Annotated in this window: 18 protein-coding genes; 9 read left to right on the top strand and 9 right to left on the bottom strand. The window is 57.8% G+C overall.

Annotated features, from left to right (window positions below; all coding sequences use genetic code 11):
• Nucleotides 1–25 precede the first annotated feature (25 nt).
• The 5 genes from GSVR_RS07255 to ychF all read left to right on the top strand — a co-directional run bounded on the left by GSVR_RS07255 (nucleotide 26) and on the right by ychF (nucleotide 5,454).
• Nucleotides 26–1,921, top strand: a complete 1,896-nt coding sequence (locus GSVR_RS07255; protein ID WP_173197208.1) for a B12-binding domain-containing radical SAM protein — start codon at nucleotides 26–28, stop codon at nucleotides 1,919–1,921.
• Between the two features lie 221 nt (nucleotides 1,922–2,142).
• On the top strand, nucleotides 2,143–3,087 hold the full coding sequence (locus GSVR_RS07250) for a ribose-phosphate pyrophosphokinase (RefSeq protein WP_173197206.1): 945 nt from the start codon (nucleotides 2,143–2,145) through the stop codon (nucleotides 3,085–3,087).
• A 47-nt stretch (nucleotides 3,088–3,134) separates the two neighbouring features.
• Complete coding sequence (locus tag GSVR_RS07245) at nucleotides 3,135–3,719, top strand: 50S ribosomal protein L25 (RefSeq protein ID WP_173197204.1); 585 nt, start codon at nucleotides 3,135–3,137, stop codon at nucleotides 3,717–3,719.
• Between the two features lie 26 nt (nucleotides 3,720–3,745).
• Nucleotides 3,746–4,327: an aminoacyl-tRNA hydrolase gene (pth, locus tag GSVR_RS07240; protein ID WP_173197202.1), complete on the top strand. Its 582-nt coding sequence runs from the start codon at nucleotides 3,746–3,748 to the stop codon at nucleotides 4,325–4,327.
• 32 nt (nucleotides 4,328–4,359) lie between these two features.
• Nucleotides 4,360–5,454 carry a redox-regulated ATPase YchF gene (gene ychF, locus GSVR_RS07235; RefSeq protein ID WP_173197200.1) on the top strand — a complete coding sequence of 365 codons (1,095 nt, stop codon included), beginning with the start codon at nucleotides 4,360–4,362 and terminating at the stop codon, nucleotides 5,452–5,454.
• 245 nt (nucleotides 5,455–5,699) lie between these two features.
• On the opposite strand, the gene lpxC is transcribed toward ychF, so the two are convergent.
• From lpxC to cysE, 7 genes are all read right to left on the bottom strand, one after another.
• The gene (lpxC, locus tag GSVR_RS07230) at nucleotides 5,700–6,527 is read right to left on the bottom strand and encodes a UDP-3-O-acyl-N-acetylglucosamine deacetylase (protein WP_173197198.1); all 828 of its coding nucleotides are present in this window, start codon (nucleotides 6,525–6,527) and stop codon (nucleotides 5,700–5,702) included.
• Between the two features lie 135 nt (nucleotides 6,528–6,662).
• On the bottom strand, nucleotides 6,663–6,863 hold the full coding sequence (locus GSVR_RS07225) for a hypothetical protein (protein WP_173197196.1): 201 nt from the start codon (nucleotides 6,861–6,863) through the stop codon (nucleotides 6,663–6,665).
• Nucleotides 6,860–7,453: a hypothetical protein gene (locus tag GSVR_RS07220; protein ID WP_173197194.1), complete on the bottom strand. Its 594-nt coding sequence runs from the start codon at nucleotides 7,451–7,453 to the stop codon at nucleotides 6,860–6,862. The genes GSVR_RS07225 and GSVR_RS07220 overlap by 4 nt, the downstream gene beginning before the upstream one ends.
• Nucleotides 7,454–7,523: 70 nt before the next feature.
• Nucleotides 7,524–8,612 carry a hypothetical protein gene (locus GSVR_RS07215; RefSeq protein WP_173197192.1) on the bottom strand — a complete coding sequence of 363 codons (1,089 nt, stop codon included), beginning with the start codon at nucleotides 8,610–8,612 and terminating at the stop codon, nucleotides 7,524–7,526.
• 94 nt (nucleotides 8,613–8,706) lie between these two features.
• The gene (locus tag GSVR_RS07210) at nucleotides 8,707–9,693 is read right to left on the bottom strand and encodes an alpha/beta hydrolase (RefSeq protein WP_173197190.1); all 987 of its coding nucleotides are present in this window, start codon (nucleotides 9,691–9,693) and stop codon (nucleotides 8,707–8,709) included.
• Between the two features lie 14 nt (nucleotides 9,694–9,707).
• Complete coding sequence (locus GSVR_RS07205; protein WP_173197188.1) at nucleotides 9,708–10,469, bottom strand: peptidoglycan-binding protein; 762 nt, start codon at nucleotides 10,467–10,469, stop codon at nucleotides 9,708–9,710.
• A gap of 514 nt (nucleotides 10,470–10,983) precedes the next feature.
• Complete coding sequence (cysE, locus tag GSVR_RS07200) at nucleotides 10,984–11,658, bottom strand: serine O-acetyltransferase (RefSeq protein WP_173197186.1); 675 nt, start codon at nucleotides 11,656–11,658, stop codon at nucleotides 10,984–10,986.
• Nucleotides 11,659–11,921: 263 nt separating this feature from the next.
• Here cysE and GSVR_RS07195 point away from each other — a divergent pair, with 263 nt between their 5' ends.
• The 4 genes from GSVR_RS07195 (at nucleotide 11,922) to rpsA (ending at nucleotide 16,067) form a co-directional block, all read left to right on the top strand.
• A complete protein-coding gene (locus GSVR_RS07195) occupies nucleotides 11,922–13,547 on the top strand; it encodes a fumarate hydratase (protein WP_173197184.1) in 1,626 nt (541 codons plus the stop codon).
• 142 nt (nucleotides 13,548–13,689) lie between these two features.
• Nucleotides 13,690–14,145 (top strand): co-chaperone YbbN, encoded by a 456-nt coding sequence (locus GSVR_RS07190; RefSeq protein WP_173197182.1) that lies wholly within the window; start codon nucleotides 13,690–13,692, stop codon nucleotides 14,143–14,145.
• 83 nt (nucleotides 14,146–14,228) lie between these two features.
• Nucleotides 14,229–14,732, top strand: a complete 504-nt coding sequence (locus GSVR_RS07185; RefSeq protein ID WP_173197180.1) for a ferritin-like domain-containing protein — start codon at nucleotides 14,229–14,231, stop codon at nucleotides 14,730–14,732.
• A gap of 123 nt (nucleotides 14,733–14,855) precedes the next feature.
• A complete protein-coding gene (gene rpsA / locus GSVR_RS07180) occupies nucleotides 14,856–16,067 on the top strand; it encodes a 30S ribosomal protein S1 (protein WP_173197178.1) in 1,212 nt (403 codons plus the stop codon).
• A gap of 60 nt (nucleotides 16,068–16,127) precedes the next feature.
• Here rpsA and GSVR_RS07175 read toward each other — a convergent pair whose 3' ends face one another.
• Nucleotides 16,128–17,237, bottom strand: a complete 1,110-nt coding sequence (locus GSVR_RS07175) for a hypothetical protein (RefSeq protein WP_203978828.1) — start codon at nucleotides 17,235–17,237, stop codon at nucleotides 16,128–16,130.
• A 116-nt stretch (nucleotides 17,238–17,353) separates the two neighbouring features.
• Nucleotides 17,354–18,037, bottom strand: a complete 684-nt coding sequence (locus GSVR_RS07170; RefSeq protein WP_173197176.1) for an outer membrane protein — start codon at nucleotides 18,035–18,037, stop codon at nucleotides 17,354–17,356.
• Nucleotides 18,038–18,227 lie beyond the last annotated feature (190 nt).

Raw genomic sequence — 18,227 nt, 5'->3', positions numbered from 1 at the left:
TCAGAGATCAGCCGCAGGACTGACCGTGCGCATTATTCTCGTCGCCATCCATCCCTACCCTTCGCCACAGGCGGTACCACTGGGTACTGCTTTTCTGCGCGGCTTCCTTGCCGCAAGCCCCGGTCCGCTTCCACAGATCGAGCAGCTGGATTTTTATGCCGGACAGGACATCGTCAACTGCACCCGTGAACTGCTCGCCCTCGAACCCGATGCAATCGGTTTTTCGATGTATGTCTGGAACCGTACGATGTGCCGGGAGATCGCCCGTGAGCTGGCAATCCGCCAGCCGGGAGTGCGACTGTTCGCCGGAGGCCCTGAGGCGACCGCCGATCCAGCCGGCATACTGGCCGAGGCACCCTTCGAGTTCCTGATCCTGGGCGAAGGAGAACGTCCCTTTACAGCCGCCTGCAACAGGCTGGCAACCGGCGACGCTGTCGCCGGCATACCGGGCATTGCCCTCCAAGGGAGGGATGGCACGATATCGACAATATCCGCCTCCCCTCTGCCCGATCTGGATGTCATTCCCTCGCCCTGGCTGAACTCGATCATCGACAGCAGCCGCCTCGGCGGCATTCTTTGGCAACTCTCACGCGGATGCGGCTTCAAGTGCGACTTCTGCTACGATGCACGCGGCGCGCATGGTGTACGCAGGTTCTCGCTCAAGCGGATCGAGGCGGAGCTGCGGCACTTCGCAAAAGAGGGAGTTAGCCAGGTGTTCGTACTCGACTCCACCTTCAACCAGGACCGGGTGCGGGCCAAGACCATCCTGAAGATGATCGCCAGGATCGCACCCGGGATCCATTTTCATTTCGAGGTGCGCAGCGAATTCATCGACCGGGAAATGTCACATCTGTTCGCGGCGATCAGCTGCTCGCTGCAGATCGGCTTGCAAAGCGCCGATCCGCAGGTGATGCAGGGGGTCGGCCGCAGGTTCGATCCCCGCGATTTCAGGGCCAAGGCAAGCCTGCTCAACGAATCCGGGGCCGTCTTCGGCTTCGATCTGATCTACGGACTGCCCGGAGACAGCTTCACCGGCTTCTCCGCCAGCATCGACTTTGCGCTCACCCTCTATCCAAATCACCTGGACATCTTTCCTCTGGCGATTCTGCCCGGCACCGCCTTGGCGGAGCGCGCCGGCGCCATCGGCCTTGAGCATCTCCCTGCCCCGCCCTACACGCTGATTTCCTCCCCCAGCTTCAGCCCCGGTGACATGTCGCGCGCACATGCCCTGGCCGCTGCCTGCGACATATTCTATACCCGCGGCAAAGCGGTCGCCTGGTTCAACAGCGTCTGTGCGGCACTCAAGCTGCGCCCTTCGGAACTGCTCCACCGGTTCGCGGACTGGCTGGCCGCCGCCAGGGGAGCGGATATCAGCGAGGATCAGCTGAGCGATGAGCAAATCTGGCAGATTCAGCGCACTTTTCTGAGCGGGGCGTTCGGGGCCGGGCGCTGGAAACGGGTACTGCCCCTGGCTCTCGACCTAGTTGACTACCATTATCATTACGCCGCAGCCCTGCTTACTCCGCCGCCGACCGGCCGGCACCGACCGAAACACGGGGCACTGCTCGGGTGTACTGCCCGGCTTGCACCCTCAACGCGCCTGGTCAGCTTCCACTACGAAATTCTGGACATCCTGGCGGCAGGCGAGCCGGATCTGATTTCCTTCACCGGCCGGCACGCGCCGACCGGCTCCTGGGCGGTGATCTACCCGCACCGGGACGGAATACTGACGGAATCTCTTGCGGAGCCGTATTACCGCCTGCTCGACCGGCTGGACGGCAACACCTCCTGCGGCCGGATCGCCGAAGAATTGGGCATCCCTGCGGATGAAGCACAATCGTTTGTGGAATTCGCCCTGACCGAAGGGCTGATCAGCATGCCGAAACGATACGACAGCCCCAGGCGTCCGCCGTTTAGATGACGGGACTCCCGCGACAGGGGCGACGAATCGAATCAGAGGCGGGTTTCCAGGCCCCCTGCAGGGCCTTGTTAATCTGGTATACTATCCGGGAAATCCCTCCGAAGATCCCGGTTGTCCGTTGTCGAAAGAAGTTGCTTTTTGGCTGTCCTTTTAGTATACCTTGCAGTTACTTTTGAGCGGTTTTTTTCAGATTTTTCGGGGGCCGAAAGGTAATCAAAGCCATGCAGAACAAGATACGAATTTTCACCGGCAACTCCAACTCTCCACTGGCAGAGAAGATCTGCGCAAGCCTCGGCGTTCCGCTCGGCGCCGCCCGCGTCCGCACCTTCTCCGACGGCGAGATCATGATCGAAATCGGTGAAAACGTGCGTGGCCGCGATGTCTATGTCATTCAATCCACCTGTGCGCCCACCAACAATAACCTGATGGAACTGCTGGTCATGGCCGACGCTCTGAAGCGCGCCTCGGCAGCCACCATCACCGCCGTCATCCCCTACTACGGCTATGCCCGCCAGGACCGCAAAGCCGCACCCCGCACGCCGATTACCGCCAAGCTGGTGGCCGATCTGATCACCACCGCCGGTGTCGACCGGGTCGTAACCATCGACCTGCATGCCGGTCAGATCCAGGGTTTCTTCAACATTCCGGTCGACAATCTCTATGCCGCTCCGGTCATCCTCAACTACCTGAAGGAACGTTTCGACGGCCAGGATGTGGTAATGGTCAGCCCGGACGCAGGCGGCACCGAGCGCGCCAGGGCCTTCGCCAAACGTTTGGGCTGCACTCTGGCCGTGATCGACAAGCGCCGTACCTCTCCCAACGTGGCCGAAGTCATGCACCTGATCGGCGATGTGCGCGGCAAGATCGCCATCCTGCTGGACGACATGATCGATACTGCCGGCACACTGACTCACGGAGCCAAGGCACTCAAGGACAACGGTGCCAAGGCCATCTACGCCTGTGCCACCCACGGCGTGCTGTCCGGTCCGGCCATCGAGCGCATCAACAATTCCGTTATCGAGGAGATCGTGCTGACCGATACCATCCCGCTGGGAGACAAGGCAGAGCAGACCTCCAAGATACAGGTCCTTTCGTCGGCTGACCTGCTGGCCGAGGCTATCAAACGCATTCACGAAGATGAATCGGTAAGTTCTTTGTTCGTTTAATACACGTTGAAGAGGGCCACTACCCACCACTACCAGGGGAGGACACCATGCAACAGAAACAGATGAACGTCGAACTGAGATCGAAGACCGGTAAGAGCATCAGCCGCCAGTTGCGGGGCTCCGACATGGTTCCGGCCGTCGTCTACGGCAAAGGTATGGACCCGATTGCAGTCAGCATAAAATACCGGGATCTGCAGGGTGTCCTGACCGGCGATGGCGGCCAGAACAACCTGATCACGCTGATCGGAGGCGGCAGCCTGGACCAGTGCATGGCCATCATCGCCGACCTGCAGCGCGATGCCGTCAAGGGCACCTACCGGCATGTCGACCTGCACCGCATCAATATGAACGAGAAGCTGCGCCTCACGGTGCCGGTCGTTCTGAAAGGTGCTGCCGTCGGCGTCAAGGAGGGTGGGCTGCTGGATCTGGCGCACCACGAGCTGCATGTGGAATGCCTGCCGGGCAACATCCCCGACCGCATTGAAATCGACATCACCGATCTCAAGATCGCTCACTCCATCCACGTAAATGAAATTCCGCTTCCGGATGGCGTAAAAGTTCTCGACAACCCCGGCACGCCGGTAGTCAGCATACTCGGCAGGGCCAAGGAAGAAGCGGCTGCTGAGGCCTAAAGGCGCACAGAGCACGATTACTATTCATGAGTACATTTGTCATCGCGGGGCTGGGCAATCCCGGCCCCCAATATCAATGGACCCGCCATAATGCGGGTTTCCTTTTTTTGGACCGCCTGTCGAATCTGGAGCAGTTTCCCATCACCCGCAAGGCCTTTTCGGGGTTAACCGGGGAATGGAGCTACCGCGGAAACCGCCAGATTCTTCTCAAGCCACAGACCTTCATGAACCTTTCGGGACGGTCGGTCATGCAGGCTCTCCAATTCTACAAGTTGCCGCTGTCACAATTGATCGTGGTCCACGACGAACTGGATCTCCCCTTCGGCACGGTACGGCTCAAGCAGGGAGGGGGGCATGGCGGCCACAACGGCCTGCGCTCGATCATGGAGCAGCTAGGACGGGGCGACTTTCTGCGGCTGCGCATCGGCATCGGCAGGCCTCCCCGGGGGGACACGACCGGCTACGTACTCGGCACCATCCCCCCTGACCAGATGGAAGCATTGTCGCGCGTGCTGGACGGAGGGCTCGACATGCTGGAGATGCTGCTGGATGAGGGGCTGCCCAAGACCATGAGCCTGTTCAACAATCGCAATTTCCTGGAAACATAACTACACTCTGCCTGTAGCGAAAGGTTTTTAACATGGGTTTCAACTGCGGCATTGTCGGACTCCCCAATGTGGGCAAGTCCACCATCTTCAACGCTCTCACCTCGGCCGGCGCCGAATCGGCCAACTACCCCTTCTGCACCATCGATCCCAACGTGGGCATCGTGCAGGTGCCGGATCCCCGCATGGACCAGCTCTCGGCCATTGTCAATCCCCAGAAGATCCAGCCCACCACCATCGAGTTCGTGGATATCGCCGGCCTGGTCAAAGGTGCCAGCTCGGGCGAAGGACTCGGCAACCAGTTCCTCGGCCACATCCGCAGCACCGACGCCATCGTGCACGTGGTGCGCTGCTTCGACGACGAGAACGTGGTGCACGTCAGCGGACGGGTCTCCCCGGCCGATGACATCGAGGTGATCAATACCGAGCTGGCTCTGGCCGACCTGGATACAGTTGAAAAGAAGATCCAGCGCGCCGAGAAGATGGCCCGCAGCGGGGACAAGAAGGCCAAGGAAGAGGTCGAGTTCTACCTGCGGGTCAAGGCTCGGCTGGAGCAGGTCCAGAAGCTGAAGGGAATCGTGGAGAACGAGGACGAGCGGCTGTGGATGCGGGAACTGCACCTGCTGTCAGACAAACCGGTTCTGTACGTGGCCAACGTGGCCGAGGACGATCTGGACGGCAACCATCCCAATGTGGCCATGGTGCGTGAGATCGCCACCCAGGAAGGGGCCCGGGTCGTCACGATCTGCGGACAGCTGGAGGCGGAGATCTCGGAACTGGGGGGGGAAGAGAAACAGGCCTTCCTGCAGGACATGGGCTTGGCCGAATCGGGCCTGGACCGCCTGATCCGCAGCGGATACGAGCTGTTGGGGCTGATCACCTATTTCACCGCCGGGGTCAAGGAGGTACGCGCCTGGACGATCGTCAACGGCACCAAGGCTCCCCAGGCGGCCGGCGTAATCCACTCCGACTTCGAAAAGGGCTTCATCCGCGCCGAAGTGATCGCTTTCAACGATTTCATTGCCTGCAACGGCGAAACCGGGGCCAAGGAAAAGGGGCTGATGCGCCTGGAAGGTAAGGAGTATGTGGTCAAAGACGGCGACGTAATGCACTTCCGCTTCAACGTCTAGACGGGTTGCTGAAAAACAGCCATCTCGCCGCGTCCTCGAAAGCCATCCTTGTGCGGCGTAGCGCTGTTTATGCCCTTGGGTACTACGCCTCCGCGGGCCTTTCTGCGGGTGCAACGATCTGACTAGTTTTGAGCAACCTGAGATTATTCAATACCCAGCCAATCAAACATGTAAAAAAGCCGCCCCCAAAATCCCGGGGCGGCTTTTTTTGTGGCAACGCAACAGATCGGACCTGCTGCAGTTTTTCAATAGATGGCGTAATTGGTGGGGTCGGAGAACAGCTCCCTCAGGAGCTTGTTGTTGAGATAATGGCCGGTCTTGTTGGCTTCGACCTTGCCGAGGATGCGGTAGCCGCTGGTGTAGAAGTCGCCGATCAGATCGAGGATCTTGTGGTTGACCAGTTCCTTGCGGTAACGCAGCCCCTGCGGGTTGATCACATCGTCTTCGCCGATCACCACCGCATTGTCCAGCGATCCCCCCTTGGCCAACCCCGCCTTCTTGATGGCCTCGATTTCTTCCAGCAAGGTAAAGGTACGGGAGTTGACGATCGAGAAGGCATTCTCTACATCGGTGACCCGCTTTCGCTGCTTGCCCACCGGCTGGCGGAATTCGATCGACATGGTGATATCGAGGGTGTTGAGCGGCTTGATGCGCACCCAGGCATCGTTATGACTGACCTCCACGGGGCGCTGCACCTTGAGATAGACACCGTTCTCGGGAAATTCGTAAACGCCGGCCTTCCACATACCCTGGTAGAACTCCCAGGCCGAACCGTCCAGAATCGGAACTTCCGGCCCATCGATATAAACCAGGCAGTTGGTGATGCCGGAGAAATAGAAGGCCGCCATCAGATGCTCGATAGTGGCTACCGAGGCGCCATTGCTGGCGATCTGGGTGGAGAGCCGGGTGTCGGCCACCATGTCGTAGCGGGCCGGGATGATGGTACCGTTGTGAACAAAGGCGATGCCGGGTTCGCGGCGGGGCAGGAACTCCAGGGTTACTTCGCGGCCGGTATGCAACCCGATGCCTGAGACCTTAAAGATGCGATTGATGGTGGTTTGTCGCTTTATCATTGTCCGAATATGGCAGAATTGATTTTAGGCGTCAAGATGATCGATGATATCCATCGAGTGTGAGATGTCTCGCGACGATTCAGCTTCTCTGATCGCCCTTTTCCGTGGATCGGATCGAACTACTTGAACGTCCGTTCAGTCTCTCTGCATAATGAATTGAGTATAATGCATGACCAGTTTGTCATTGCCGCCGTTTCCCTGATCAACCTTGGCAGTTAGAAAGTCGTCTCTTACATCTTCTATAGTACCACGGCAAAAACCTTTCCCTGGATAGTACAGCGACACCGTTGTATTCTGGTCTTTCAGGGCCTTTATTACATCGAGATATTTGTTCATTTATCCTCTCCCTTCTTTTTCTTGTCACCATCAAGGACAACACCCAACGCCTTTTTAGCTTTGACAAGCTCTGCCTCTGCTTCGGCCTTTTCCTTCTCTGCCTTGACCTTGGCTGTATCTGCCTTTGTTTGATCGGTTTTGGCGATTTCGCCTATGACATCGACAACCTTCTCGAATATCTGTTTTGAGAGTTCGGAGCTGCCACTCCCATTAATCGAGAGCTCGCAGGCACGAAAAAGCATCTCCCTTGCCAGCAAAACGAGTTGCGTTCTGCCGGCAAGCTCGACAGCCTTGGAATTCAGCTCATAAGCCAATGATGGTTCAATTGTCAGGTCTGCCGCAGTCTTCGCTTTCAGGCTGGCCGCCAATTTTTCGAGCGACTCCATCGCCACGTCGGGTACCGGCTCGGAACACATCTTCACATGGTCCTCAGGTCTGAAAAAGTAGGCTCCTCGTATCTGAGCCGGATAGGTAAGAACGGAACTTTTGGTAGTGTCGATGTTCAATGTCAGAGCTTTGGTTTGTGGTATTGCACAGCCACTCATTGCTACCAGCAGACCGCCGAATATCACTATCATCACTTTTTGCATAGCAATTCTCCCTTTATCCCGGTTAGCTGTTCAGTTCAATCGTCATCAGCTCATCTGCAGGCTTTCAACCTCACTTCCCCCCCTCCTTCGTCTTCTCGGCGTCGTTGAAGAGCTGGTTCATCATCCTGTCTGAAACGGTCTTCAGCACCTTGTCACCGGAGAAACCCGCCACAAGAAGAACCAGCAGATACAGGTAGATCTGCATGCCGCACGTGGCGGTCAGGTTGATGAACGAAGCGGTTTCCTTGACTGGTTGCTTTGCCGAAGAACACAGACTGAATGCCGGCACAACACCTGACGGTAAATGTCCTATCACCGGCAGTTCTCCTTGTATGTTCGTGCATGAGGATACGATTGCCGTACAGGAGGCCAGAGGAGGATCAATCCTGATCAGGTAGCCGCTCTGAATCAGCCAGAAGGCCATAAGGGCAGCCATGGCCCCCTGAACTGGCCGCACCAGGGCATGATACAGCGTGGTTACCCAGAAGTGCCCGTACGCCATACTGACCGGCTGAAACGTGAGGATACCGCTTCCGAGCCCCCCGATGGCACCGAGCAGGAGCACGGAGCAAAAGGTAAGGACAATGCCACTGCCATGGCAGCACCAGATGAATGCTGCCAGCAGAACCACAAGGCATATTACGTGGATGAGCGCAATGAACTTCTTGCACCAGATGTCCCAGAAAAGGTTGTCTGCGAAGTCGTTATGAACATAGGTGGCCGAGTTGATCATGAAGGCTGCTTCCCGCACCTCTTCAGGCGCAGGTGTGCCTTCGAGCTTTTTGAGACTGTCCTGGAGCTTGACAGTCCATTCGGCGCAACTCTGCGCTGGCAGGGAGGAATTTTTCAGCCCCTGGATCAGTTCCCATCCCTGGGCTTTCAGTTCGGCCCGCTCCATGAGGAGAAAGAGCGTTTCGTCAAAGCGATGAAAAAGATGCCATGCCGTGAAGGTCTCTTTCCGCCAGAACGGCCCCGGCGCGGTCAGGGCCTTTTCAATGTCCAGCAGGTATGCCTCGCAGCTTGCCAGTACTTGGGCACGTTCGGGTCCGGGGGCAGCTTCGGCTGATTTATAGCGTTTCAAACGCTCACGATAATCGATCAGCTTGCCGAGCAGATACTGACGGCTCGGGTTGATTCCCAGAAGTGATCGTGTCTCCATTTCGTTGCCCTCCGATTTCAGGGGAATACAGGATCGGATTCAAAACCGCACACGAGCGGCGATTCCATACACAAAAAGGGTCATTGAATCACTCTCACGTACACCCGAGAATCTTCATCCGCGTGGCCGCATCAATATCTACCCGCCCGCACTGCACCGAGTGCAAAATATGCTGGAACACCAGCCCTGGCTGGCCTTTGTCGTCATTGAGGAAATAGGCGTGTCCTTTGGGTTTGTCATAGAGGTTATTGATTTCGTCGCAATCCACCAGGTAGACATTCCGCGGAAGAAGCTCGGTATCTTCCGCACCTGAATGGCCGAGACGGCGCTTTCTCCGGCCGTTGATCATATTGCCGTCATTGGCCACTTTGCTTGTACGCAAGGCAAGGTCGTCATTGGCATAATAAACCGTGACATTCCGGGACAATTCGCAGATTTGGGTACCTTTGCCGTTCTTCTGGAGCGATTCGTCCTCGATGTCGGCTGCCACGAGAAATGTATTGCGGAACAGCAGCAGCGGTGATGAAGTTTCCCCGTATTCACGCCAACGCTGCAATGTGCCGCGCAGCACACGATTGCCCATGGAATGGGCCAGCATATTGATCCTTTTGAGACATGACGGCACGCCATCGGTGCAGTTGACTTTCTGCCAGTTCAGAAACTTCTCCAGTAGCCGGGCAAAGGCAAAGGCGCTGGCATCGGCGGCATCCTCGTCGTAGTAATAGTCGCGAATGATGCCAATATGGTCGCTGCAAGGCCAGATGATGGGAAGCACGAGCACCAGGTTCTGCTTCACGGCATCGAAAAGCCGTTGCAGTTCCTGGGCACGGGGAAAGATGTCACTTTCCGGCTGATTGTTGAAGCCGTGAATATAGACAAGGATCTGCTCCGCCGGAGAGACGCGCAGCTCCTCAAGCAGGTTGGCACTGCCGATCTCGGTATAGTCGTTGGCCCCGTTACGGCGGCAGAAGTAGATGGATTGGCCGGCCTGGTTGTTTTCGGTGTTGAAGGTAATGCGGCGCGGTACTTCAATCTTGCTGAGCAGCGGTTCGTTGATGGCCTTGTTGGTGACAAAGAACATGGCAGGTCCTCTTTCTATTGGATACGGACGAAATCCTTGTTGTCATACCCTCGAATGCGGCGGCAGACTTCATAACCTTCCCGATCACCGGCGTCGTTGGTGTTCCCTTCGATGCTCTCGAAGGTATCATTGTGGACGGCGGTGACGAGGCCAGCATGGGTCCAGTCTGTAACGCTTTTCCGATTGAGAAATATGGAGCCGGGGGTGAGTTGGCTGACCGGATCGGTGAGATGCATCCCTGAGACGAAGATCCCTGCTGCCCGCGCTCGCGCAGCCAGCTCATCGCAGGAAAAGGTAGGTTTGACGGGAAGCTTCGCCGGGAGGGCATCGGCAGCCTGGCGCATGATGAAACAGGTGAATCCGGCGCACCAAGCCCATTCCTGCCCCTCGTTCCCCTCCATGTAGAGCCGTACCCATGGCCCCCGATTCTGACCTCCTACTTCGCGGGGGTGTTCTTCCAGATGCTGACCGGCGCAGGCAAGCATCATCGCACCCAAGGTCGGCGCGGCAGAGGGAGGAGATAACACGCGCTGCAAAGGGGCTGTCAGAGCAGCAAACGTACCCTGATCCACGACACCATTCCCGGAAAGATCATTTTTCTGCTGGAACGCCATTACCGCCCGTTCCGTGGCCGGTCCGAAGTCGCCGTCGATGGCGACGCCAAAGTCGTGCAGGGTCAGCCATTCCTGCACTTTCCTGACGTCAGGCACGTGATCGCCACGCTTTAAGCCTTTGCCGACACAGGTGATTTCACGTTGGAGCCAGGGATATGTCATATACCCTCCTTTCATGCTGGCATTGCCATTCATCATTCCGGTACGCTCTGCAGAGACGAGAAGATACCTGTTTCTGCCTCACTTTCCCCTTTTCCAGGGCCTGTCTAGCTGGCTATTTCTGCTCAGGGGACATCCCCAGCTCTCCTGGAACGCAAAAACCGCTCTCCGGCATCAAACCGGAAGAGCGGTTTTGTAAAATCCCGAAGGTCGTCGCAACGGGCGGATTACGTGCAGTATGTGCTGCAACATCATTGGCATGCCCTTATAAAATTATTTTAGGGCACGAACTTCACCACACATTCAGGATCATGTCAATAAATTTTAAATTAAAATATAAGCGCAATAATTTAGACAAATTACACGTACGATTCGCATGACAAATCCGAGTGATACATTGTTTGGCAGGTGCCGGAAGGTGGGACGAAAGATGGGGATTGTGCGCGCATATGGTGAATACAGCAACGCGTCAAGGACTTTCAAATCCCTGACGCGTTGCAAAGCAGTTCCTGGCTGACTAACCCAGCCGTTTCTTCAGTTCTTCATGCTCCTTTGCCAAGGCATCGTATTTCTTCTCCAAATCGCGCAGTTGGTCGAACAGGCAGGCGATGGCCTTGGCTTCCGGATCAGGCAGTTGCCCGTGCTGCAGATCGGCTTTGCCCTGATCCTCCTTTTTCTCCTGGGCCAGGACCGCCCGGCCCGGAATACCGACCACGGTGGCGTTCTCCGGCACAGCCTTGACCACCACCGAATTCGAGCCGATCTTGGCCCCCTTGCCGACCGTGAAGGGTCCCAATATCTTGGCGCCGGAGCCGATGACGACGTTGTCGTCCAAGGTCGGATGACGCTTGATCTTGTCCCAGGTCACCCCTCCCAGAGTCACGCCATGGTACAGGGTCACATTGTCGCCGATTTCTGCCGTCTCGCCGATGACCACCCCCATGCCGTGGTCGATGAAGAACTTGCGGCCGATCCTGGCGCCGGGATGGATCTCGACACCGGTCAGGAATCGTCCGACATGGGAGATGAAGCGGCCAAGAAAGAAGAACTCCCTGGTCCAGAACCAGTGGGCAATACGGTAGATCCAGAGGGCATGTAGACCGGGATAGCAGAAGATGATCTCCAGCGCATTACGCGCAGCGGGATCACGCTCGAAAACCGAATTTATATCCTCGCGGAGATTTTTAAACATGAAAAAGCCCTCGTACTTTCAGTGTCAAAGCAGGTCATACCTATCACACCCCCAGGAAAACTGTCAAATTTAATCCTTTTTTCCGCCGGAACTTCCCTCTCGACAAAAGAGGCTTTTTTATCTAGTATGCCGTGAAGTTGAACTGTATACAATATACTGCTACTATTGTTGGACTGTAGTGCTGCACAGTCGTTTTCCCGAGTCGTACCAATCTATCCGCCTCTTCAAGGCCTGCATCATACCCCATGAAAGGAGTACTACCGATGGCAACCCCCGAATTCACCTACCAGGACCCGTTTCCTTTGGGCAAGGACGAAACCAGCTACCGCAAGATCGAGGGCTCAGAGAAATATGTGACCGTCGAGAAATTCGCCGATAAGGATGTTGTGAGGGTCTGTCCGGAAGCGCTCTCCATTCTGGCCAACGAAGCCATGCGGGACGTTTCGTTCCTGTTGCGCCCGTCGCACAATGAGCAGGTTGCCAAGATCCTGAGCGATCCCGAAGCATCCATGAACGACAAGGGTGTTGCCATGGCGTTTCTGCGCAATGCGGAAATTGCCGCAAACCTGGAACTGCCCGTTTGCCAGGATACCGGCACCGCCACTGTTGTCGCCAAGAAGGGGCAGCAGATCTGGACCGGCGTCAAGGATGAGGAATGGCTCTCCAAGGGGGTCTACAAGACCTACACCGAGGAGAACCTGCGCTACTCCCAGACCGTTGCGCTCGACATGTACGAAGAGAAAAACACCGGCACCAATTTGCCGGCCCAGATCGACATCATGGCAACCGATGGCGACTACTACAAGTTCCTGTTCATGGCCAAAGGGGGCGGTTCAGCCAACAAGACCATGCTCTTCCAGGAAACCAAGGCGCTTCTGACCCCCGAAAAATTGGAGAAGTTTCTGGTCGAGAAGATGAAATATCTCGGCACAGCCGCCTGCCCCCCCTACCACATCGCCTTCGTGATCGGCGGCACCTCGGCCGACGCCTGCATGAAGACCGTCAAGCTCGCCACTGCCAGGGAACTGGACGGGCTGCCCACCAAGGGCAACGCGCATGGTCAGGCCTTCCGCGATATCGAGCTGGAAAACCGGCTCCTGGCAGCGGCACAGAAGCTCGGCATCGGCGCCCAGTTCGGCGGCAAGTACTTTGCCCACGACGTGCGGGTGATCCGCCTGCCGCGCCACGGCGCCTCCTGCCCCGTCGGCATGGCGGTTTCCTGCTCGGCCGACCGCAACATCAAGGCCAAGATCACCAGGGACGGCCTGTTCGTGGAAGAACTCGACCGCAATCCCGGCCGGCTGATCCCCGAGCAGTACCGCGGAAAACATGAACATGGCGTCAAGGTTAACCTGAACCGCCCCATCCAAGAGGTCCTGGCCGAGCTGACCAAGCACCCGGTATCCACCCCGCTCCTGCTTTCGGGTACGATCGTGGTCGGCCGCGATATCGCCCACGCCAAATTCAAGGAGATCATGGACAGCGGCAAGCCGCTGCCGGAGTACCTGCTCAACCATCCCATCTATTACGCCGGCCCGGCAAAAACTCCCAAGGGCAAACCCTCCGGCTCCTTCGGCCCCACCACCGCCGGCCGCATGGACAGCTATGTGGACGAGCTGCAGTCCAAAGGGGGCTCGCTGATCATGATCGCCAAGGGCAACCGCAGCCAGCAGGTGACCGATGCCTGCAAGAAATACGGCGGGTTCTACCTCGGCTCTATCGGCGGCCCGGCCGCCGTGCTGGCCGAAGAGAACATCAAGAGGGTGGAATGCATCGATTTCCCCGAATTGGGAATGGAGGCGGTCTGGATGATCGAGGTGGAGAACTTCCCGGCCTTCATCCTGGTCGATGACAAAGGCAATGACTTCTTCAAGCAGTTGGGCCTGTAACCGTTCCCGATACGGCCGCATCACCAAGCCCCGGTCATCCGACCGGGGCTTTTCACATCTTGACCCTGCCCCCCCTTTTGATTCCTTTCCGTTTTTCTTCTATACTTTGAAAAATACAAGCCGTATTGAGGAGGTGACACTGATGTCCGGTCATGTGATAACGTGCACATCCTGTGGAACGGCAAACCGGGTCCCGGACGCCCGTGAAGGGATATCGGGGCGATGCGGCAGCTGCGGGTCAGCCTTGCCCGTACTGTATATTCATCCGGTTCCGCTCAGTGATACAACCTTCGATGCCTTTGTCCGAAACTGCCAGGGCTTCATCCTGGCGGAATTCTGGGCTCCCTGGTGACCCCACTGCGTCTCGTTCGCACCGGTGGTGCGACAGGTGGCCGAAAGTCTGGCCGGCGCGGGTGCGGTGGTAACGGTGAATACCGAGGAAAACCGGGCGCTGGCAGCCAGGTTTGGTGTGAAGGGCATTCCCGCCCTTTTCCTGTTGAAAAACGGGCACATCATCGCCCAGATATCCGGGACGAGGAGTACGGAATCAATCCTGTCGTGGATACATCAGCACCAGCGGCAGTCCGGGACGCCATAGGAGATCGGGTTTGTATTGAACATTGGCGATTTTTGGTTATACTGGCCTGATCGCAGCTCGAGAACCACACTCAGGAGGCAAGCATGGGATCCAAAGGACGCGAAATAATCGGCATGAACGTGGATGAACTGCTGGACCTGCTCCGGCGGGCATATTGCGACGAGTGGCTGGCGTATTACCAGTACTGGCTGGGTGCAAAGCTGGTCAAGGGCCCCATGAAAGATGCCGTAGGGGCCGAGCTGCTGCAGCACGCCACCGAGGAGCTGCTGCATGCCGACATGGTGGCCATGCGAATCATCCAACTGGGGGGCACACCGGTGACCACGCCGGCCGATTGGTATCAGCTCTCCAACTGCGGGTATGACGCGCCGGACGATCCCTTTGTAAAAACCCTGCTGGTACAGAATATCAAGGGCGAACAGTGTGCCATCGGGGTCTATAAGCGGCTGATGGATCTGACGCGGGACAAGGATCCGGTCACCTACAACATGGTGCTGCAGATTCTGGAGCAGGAGGTTGAGCACGAGGAAGACCTTCAGTCTCTTCTGGAGGATTATGAGCTGATGATGCGGGCCTTCAAGGAATAGCGTCCGCAGCGCCTTCCTGGCAATCGCGCCCCGCCGGCACATGCCTGCGGGGCGTTTCCGTGGGGAATGCCAGAAGGCGCCCCCGGCAAAAAAACGCACTTCGGGAACAGGAGCGGAAGAGTCATGACAGACGCGGAAAACAACAGAGACAAAACGCAGGAAGAGGAAGATTTTGCCGATCTGTTCGAAAAGAGCCTCGACAGCAAGGGGAGCCGCTGGCATGAGCCGGGCCAAAAGGTAACGGCTCAGATTCTGAAGGTTACCGGCGAATGGATCTTCATCGACATCGGCCAAAAAGGCGAAGGCATCATCGACAGTAAGGAATTTCTCGATCTTGACGGCAAGGTCACCGTCGGGGAAGGTGATCGAATTTCGGTCTATTTCCTGTCATCGAGCCATGGCGAGATGCGTTTCACCACCAAGGTCGGCGGAGGCGCATCCGGCAGCGCTCAGTTGGAGGGGGCCTGGCAGTCGGGCATTCCGGTGGAAGGGCTGGTCGAAAAGGAGATCAAGGGGGGCTACGAAGTAAAACTGGGGGGTACGGCACGCGCCTTTTGCCCGTTTTCTCAGATTGCGCTGCGGCGCATCGATGACCCGGCCTCGCTGATCGGCACCCGGCTGTCCTTCCGGATCATGGAGTACGGCGAACATGGCCGCAACATCATCGTCTCGCGCCGGGTGCTCCTGGAGGAGGAACAGCAACGGCTCAGGGAAGAGGCTCAGGCCGGCATCTCCGAGGGAATGAGGGTCAACGGCACGGTCACCTCTCTACAGCCCTTCGGCGCCTTTGTCGATATCGGGGGGCTGGAAGGGCTTGTTCCCCTTTCCGAACTCGCATGGGCCCGGGTGAAGGATGCTGCGGAGGTGCTGAGTGTCGGTCAGCAGGTGCAGGTGTCGATCAAAGCCATCGACCGTGACAAGGAGAAAATTACCCTGAGTCTCAAGGATACCCTGGCCGATCCCTGGGATCAGGTGACACTGCAGTTTCCGGAAGGTTCCTTCCATACCGGCAGCGTGGCACGGCTGGCTGCTTTCGGAGCCTTCGTCACCCTGGCGCCGGGAGTGGACGGGCTGATCCACATATCGAAGCTCGGCGCCGGGAAGCGCATCAACCATCCACGCGAAGTGCTGAAAGAAGGGGAGAGCGTCGAGGTAAAGGTGGAGAGCATCGACAGGGCGGAGCGGCGTATCTCCCTCTCCCTGGGCGGGGTCGCCCGCGCAGCCGCAGAGGAGGAAGCGTCGCTGGCGGAATTCCGGCAGCAGTCAACGGGAAAACCTGCCGGCATGGGAACTCTGGGAGACCTGCTGGCCAAAGCGCAAAAAAACAGGAAATAGGATCCCTGCATTACAAGGGGAGGCAGACACGCCTCCCCTTTTTTAGTACCCCAAAGTTCGCTACCGCCCTCTCCCTCCCCCACCGCCTCCTGCACCCCCTCCGCCGCCGCCACGACCACCACCACCACCGCCACCGCCCCCTCCACCGCCGCGGCTGAAGCCGCCGCCGCCAGGACTGCTGCCGAATCCGCCACTATCTCCCCAGCGCGGGACCGATTCCATACGGACACCGGGTGCCGCACCTCCACGGGGGGACGTCTGGACCGCACCGCTGGGTGATCCGCCGCGGGGTATGCTCTGCATGCGGGTTCCGGGCGTCACGGCATGAGGGGTGCGAGGCGTGCCCGCACCTCCGCGATTGATGCTCCGATTGAAGATGGTCTGTTCACTGTGCCGAACGCCGGTCGGCAAACCGGTTCTGCTCCGGACGCCGATACCGGAGTAGGTACGCCCTTTGTACCGCTGGTACGGATCGACCCGAAAAACGCGGTTTCTGTCGATATCCCTGAAATGATTCGAAACGAAGACGTTCCGGTTATGCACGAAAACCGGCCGGTGAAAATCGTTGAGCACGAAAAATCCGGAGAACCAGAACCCGCCGCACCAGAATGGGTAGGGAACCCAGCTGTACAAGGGATAATAGGTGACTGGGGGGGCATAATACGTCACAATCGGCGGTCCCTGGTCCACGTAATAATTGCCCAGATCGCCGGGAGGAGCCGGGGCCGTAACCTGCCCGGGCACAGGCGCCTGAACACTGGTGGGGCCTTCGGCCGGCTTGAGCGCCAGTCCTTGCGCATCCAGAACCGCGCTCAAGCGCCTTTGCGCCTCGTCGGCATCCATCGGGAGCCTGTTGCCAGCCGCCGAATCACGCACCGATTTAAGAAGCTCGCCCACGATATCCGGCGTTACCGGATAATCGGCTATCCAGCCGTTGCGCGGGGTAATCCCGACCGCTCCCAGCCGGCTTTCCGCTTCGACTTCATCATCATCCGTGCCAAGCTCCAAGGCTTTCTGCAGCTCCACTGCCAGAGTGCCCTCCCGAAGCATTTGCTGCCCTATCGGTGGAGCAGAGGCGGGTGGCTGCGATTGGGCCCGGATCATCCCCGGCACGACCAGCAGGAGCATTACCGCTGCAACCTGTATCATTGCCATTGTGAAACGTCTCATTGCGTCGCTCCTTGTGGAGCTGCGAAGACCTTTCAGGTTTTCGACAGCCTTCGGTGATCACTGATCGCCAGGCGGGCTGCCAAAGTTTTTATGGCAATCGTTCTGCCTGGCCCTGCTTAAAATCTGTACCTGAATCCGATGGTGGCATTATGACTTTCGAATCGCAAACTGGTGTCGATCCCTCGGTCTGACTCGAAATTCGCCCGGTTTGTCCTGAAATAGCGGTACCCCACATCAAGGGACGAGTGCCGGTTCAAGGCGATCTCGAACCCGCCTCCGGCCTGATAGGCAAACTCGGTGTCATCTCCGTCGCCATACAGGTTCGTCCGGACACCACTGACAGTATTGATGCCGGAGGTGTCACTGAGATTCATCGCGGCAAAACCGATCCCCCCTCCCAGGTAGGGGGTCACCGGGGTAGCGTTGTGCAGATCGATGTAAGCGTTGGCCATCATGGAAAAGATGTCCAGGCTGCCGTCCACGCTGCGATAATTGACGCCGGAGATCCTGTCCCTGACCGCCTTCAACTCGGTATGACGGTAGGACATCTCCCCCTCCAGCCGCAGAAAACCGAAATCGTATCCGCCGGTACCGCCGATATAGATACCAGGATCGAATTCCACGCGGTCGTCAAAATTCAGACCCGTGACGAAATCGGTACTGGATGCATCGGAATCCCTCGGAATAGTCGCGCCGATGAAGCCGGAAACATAGGCCCCCGGTTCGGCGGGCGCCGCAAAGCACACCGCAGGCACTGCGCCGAGCAACAATGCCGCAAGTACGATCCCCTGCCTGTTCATTGACACACCTCCTCGTAAATAATAACTACATCGAACTTAAATAATTATATCACTCCCGCCGCAGTGCGGCCATCCGGTAAATCCAGCCCGGCCGGCTCCACCGCAGACACAAGGTTGACTGCCGTTCGGCGGTCGGATAAAGTGACGGCACCGCACAAGGCTGCTTCGGCCGTCTGCCGTGTGTGCATCC

The organism is Geobacter sp. SVR (assembly GCF_016865365.1).
Taxonomy (GTDB): Bacteria; Desulfobacterota; Desulfuromonadia; order Geobacterales; family Pseudopelobacteraceae; genus Pelotalea.
This window is presented reverse-complemented; position numbering and strand designations above follow the sequence as displayed.

Bases quoted from the DNA above. Each gene is read 5' to 3' on its own strand.
- GSVR_RS07250 (WP_173197206.1), top strand. From the start codon at position 2,143: ATGCAGAACAAGATACGAATTTTCACCGGCAACTCCAACTCTCCACTG.
- GSVR_RS07245 (WP_173197204.1), top strand. From the start codon at position 3,135: ATGCAACAGAAACAGATGAACGTCGAACTGAGATCGAAGACCGGTAAG.
- pth (WP_173197202.1), top strand. From the start codon at position 3,746: ATGAGTACATTTGTCATCGCGGGGCTGGGCAATCCCGGCCCCCAATAT.
- ychF (WP_173197200.1), top strand. From the start codon at position 4,360: ATGGGTTTCAACTGCGGCATTGTCGGACTCCCCAATGTGGGCAAGTCC.
- lpxC (WP_173197198.1), bottom strand. From the start codon at position 6,527: ATGATAAAGCGACAAACCACCATCAATCGCATCTTTAAGGTCTCAGGC.
- GSVR_RS07225 (WP_173197196.1), bottom strand. From the start codon at position 6,863: ATGAACAAATATCTCGATGTAATAAAGGCCCTGAAAGACCAGAATACA.
- GSVR_RS07220 (WP_173197194.1), bottom strand. From the start codon at position 7,453: ATGCAAAAAGTGATGATAGTGATATTCGGCGGTCTGCTGGTAGCAATG.
- GSVR_RS07215 (WP_173197192.1), bottom strand. From the start codon at position 8,612: ATGGAGACACGATCACTTCTGGGAATCAACCCGAGCCGTCAGTATCTG.
- GSVR_RS07210 (WP_173197190.1), bottom strand. From the start codon at position 9,693: ATGTTCTTTGTCACCAACAAGGCCATCAACGAACCGCTGCTCAGCAAG.
- GSVR_RS07205 (WP_173197188.1), bottom strand. From the start codon at position 10,469: ATGACATATCCCTGGCTCCAACGTGAAATCACCTGTGTCGGCAAAGGC.
- cysE (WP_173197186.1), bottom strand. From the start codon at position 11,658: ATGTTTAAAAATCTCCGCGAGGATATAAATTCGGTTTTCGAGCGTGAT.
- GSVR_RS07195 (WP_173197184.1), top strand. From the start codon at position 11,922: ATGGCAACCCCCGAATTCACCTACCAGGACCCGTTTCCTTTGGGCAAG.
- GSVR_RS07185 (WP_173197180.1), top strand. From the start codon at position 14,229: ATGGGATCCAAAGGACGCGAAATAATCGGCATGAACGTGGATGAACTG.
- rpsA (WP_173197178.1), top strand. From the start codon at position 14,856: ATGACAGACGCGGAAAACAACAGAGACAAAACGCAGGAAGAGGAAGAT.
- GSVR_RS07175 (WP_203978828.1), bottom strand. From the start codon at position 17,237: ATGAGACGTTTCACAATGGCAATGATACAGGTTGCAGCGGTAATGCTC.
- GSVR_RS07170 (WP_173197176.1), bottom strand. From the start codon at position 18,037: ATGAACAGGCAGGGGATCGTACTTGCGGCATTGTTGCTCGGCGCAGTG.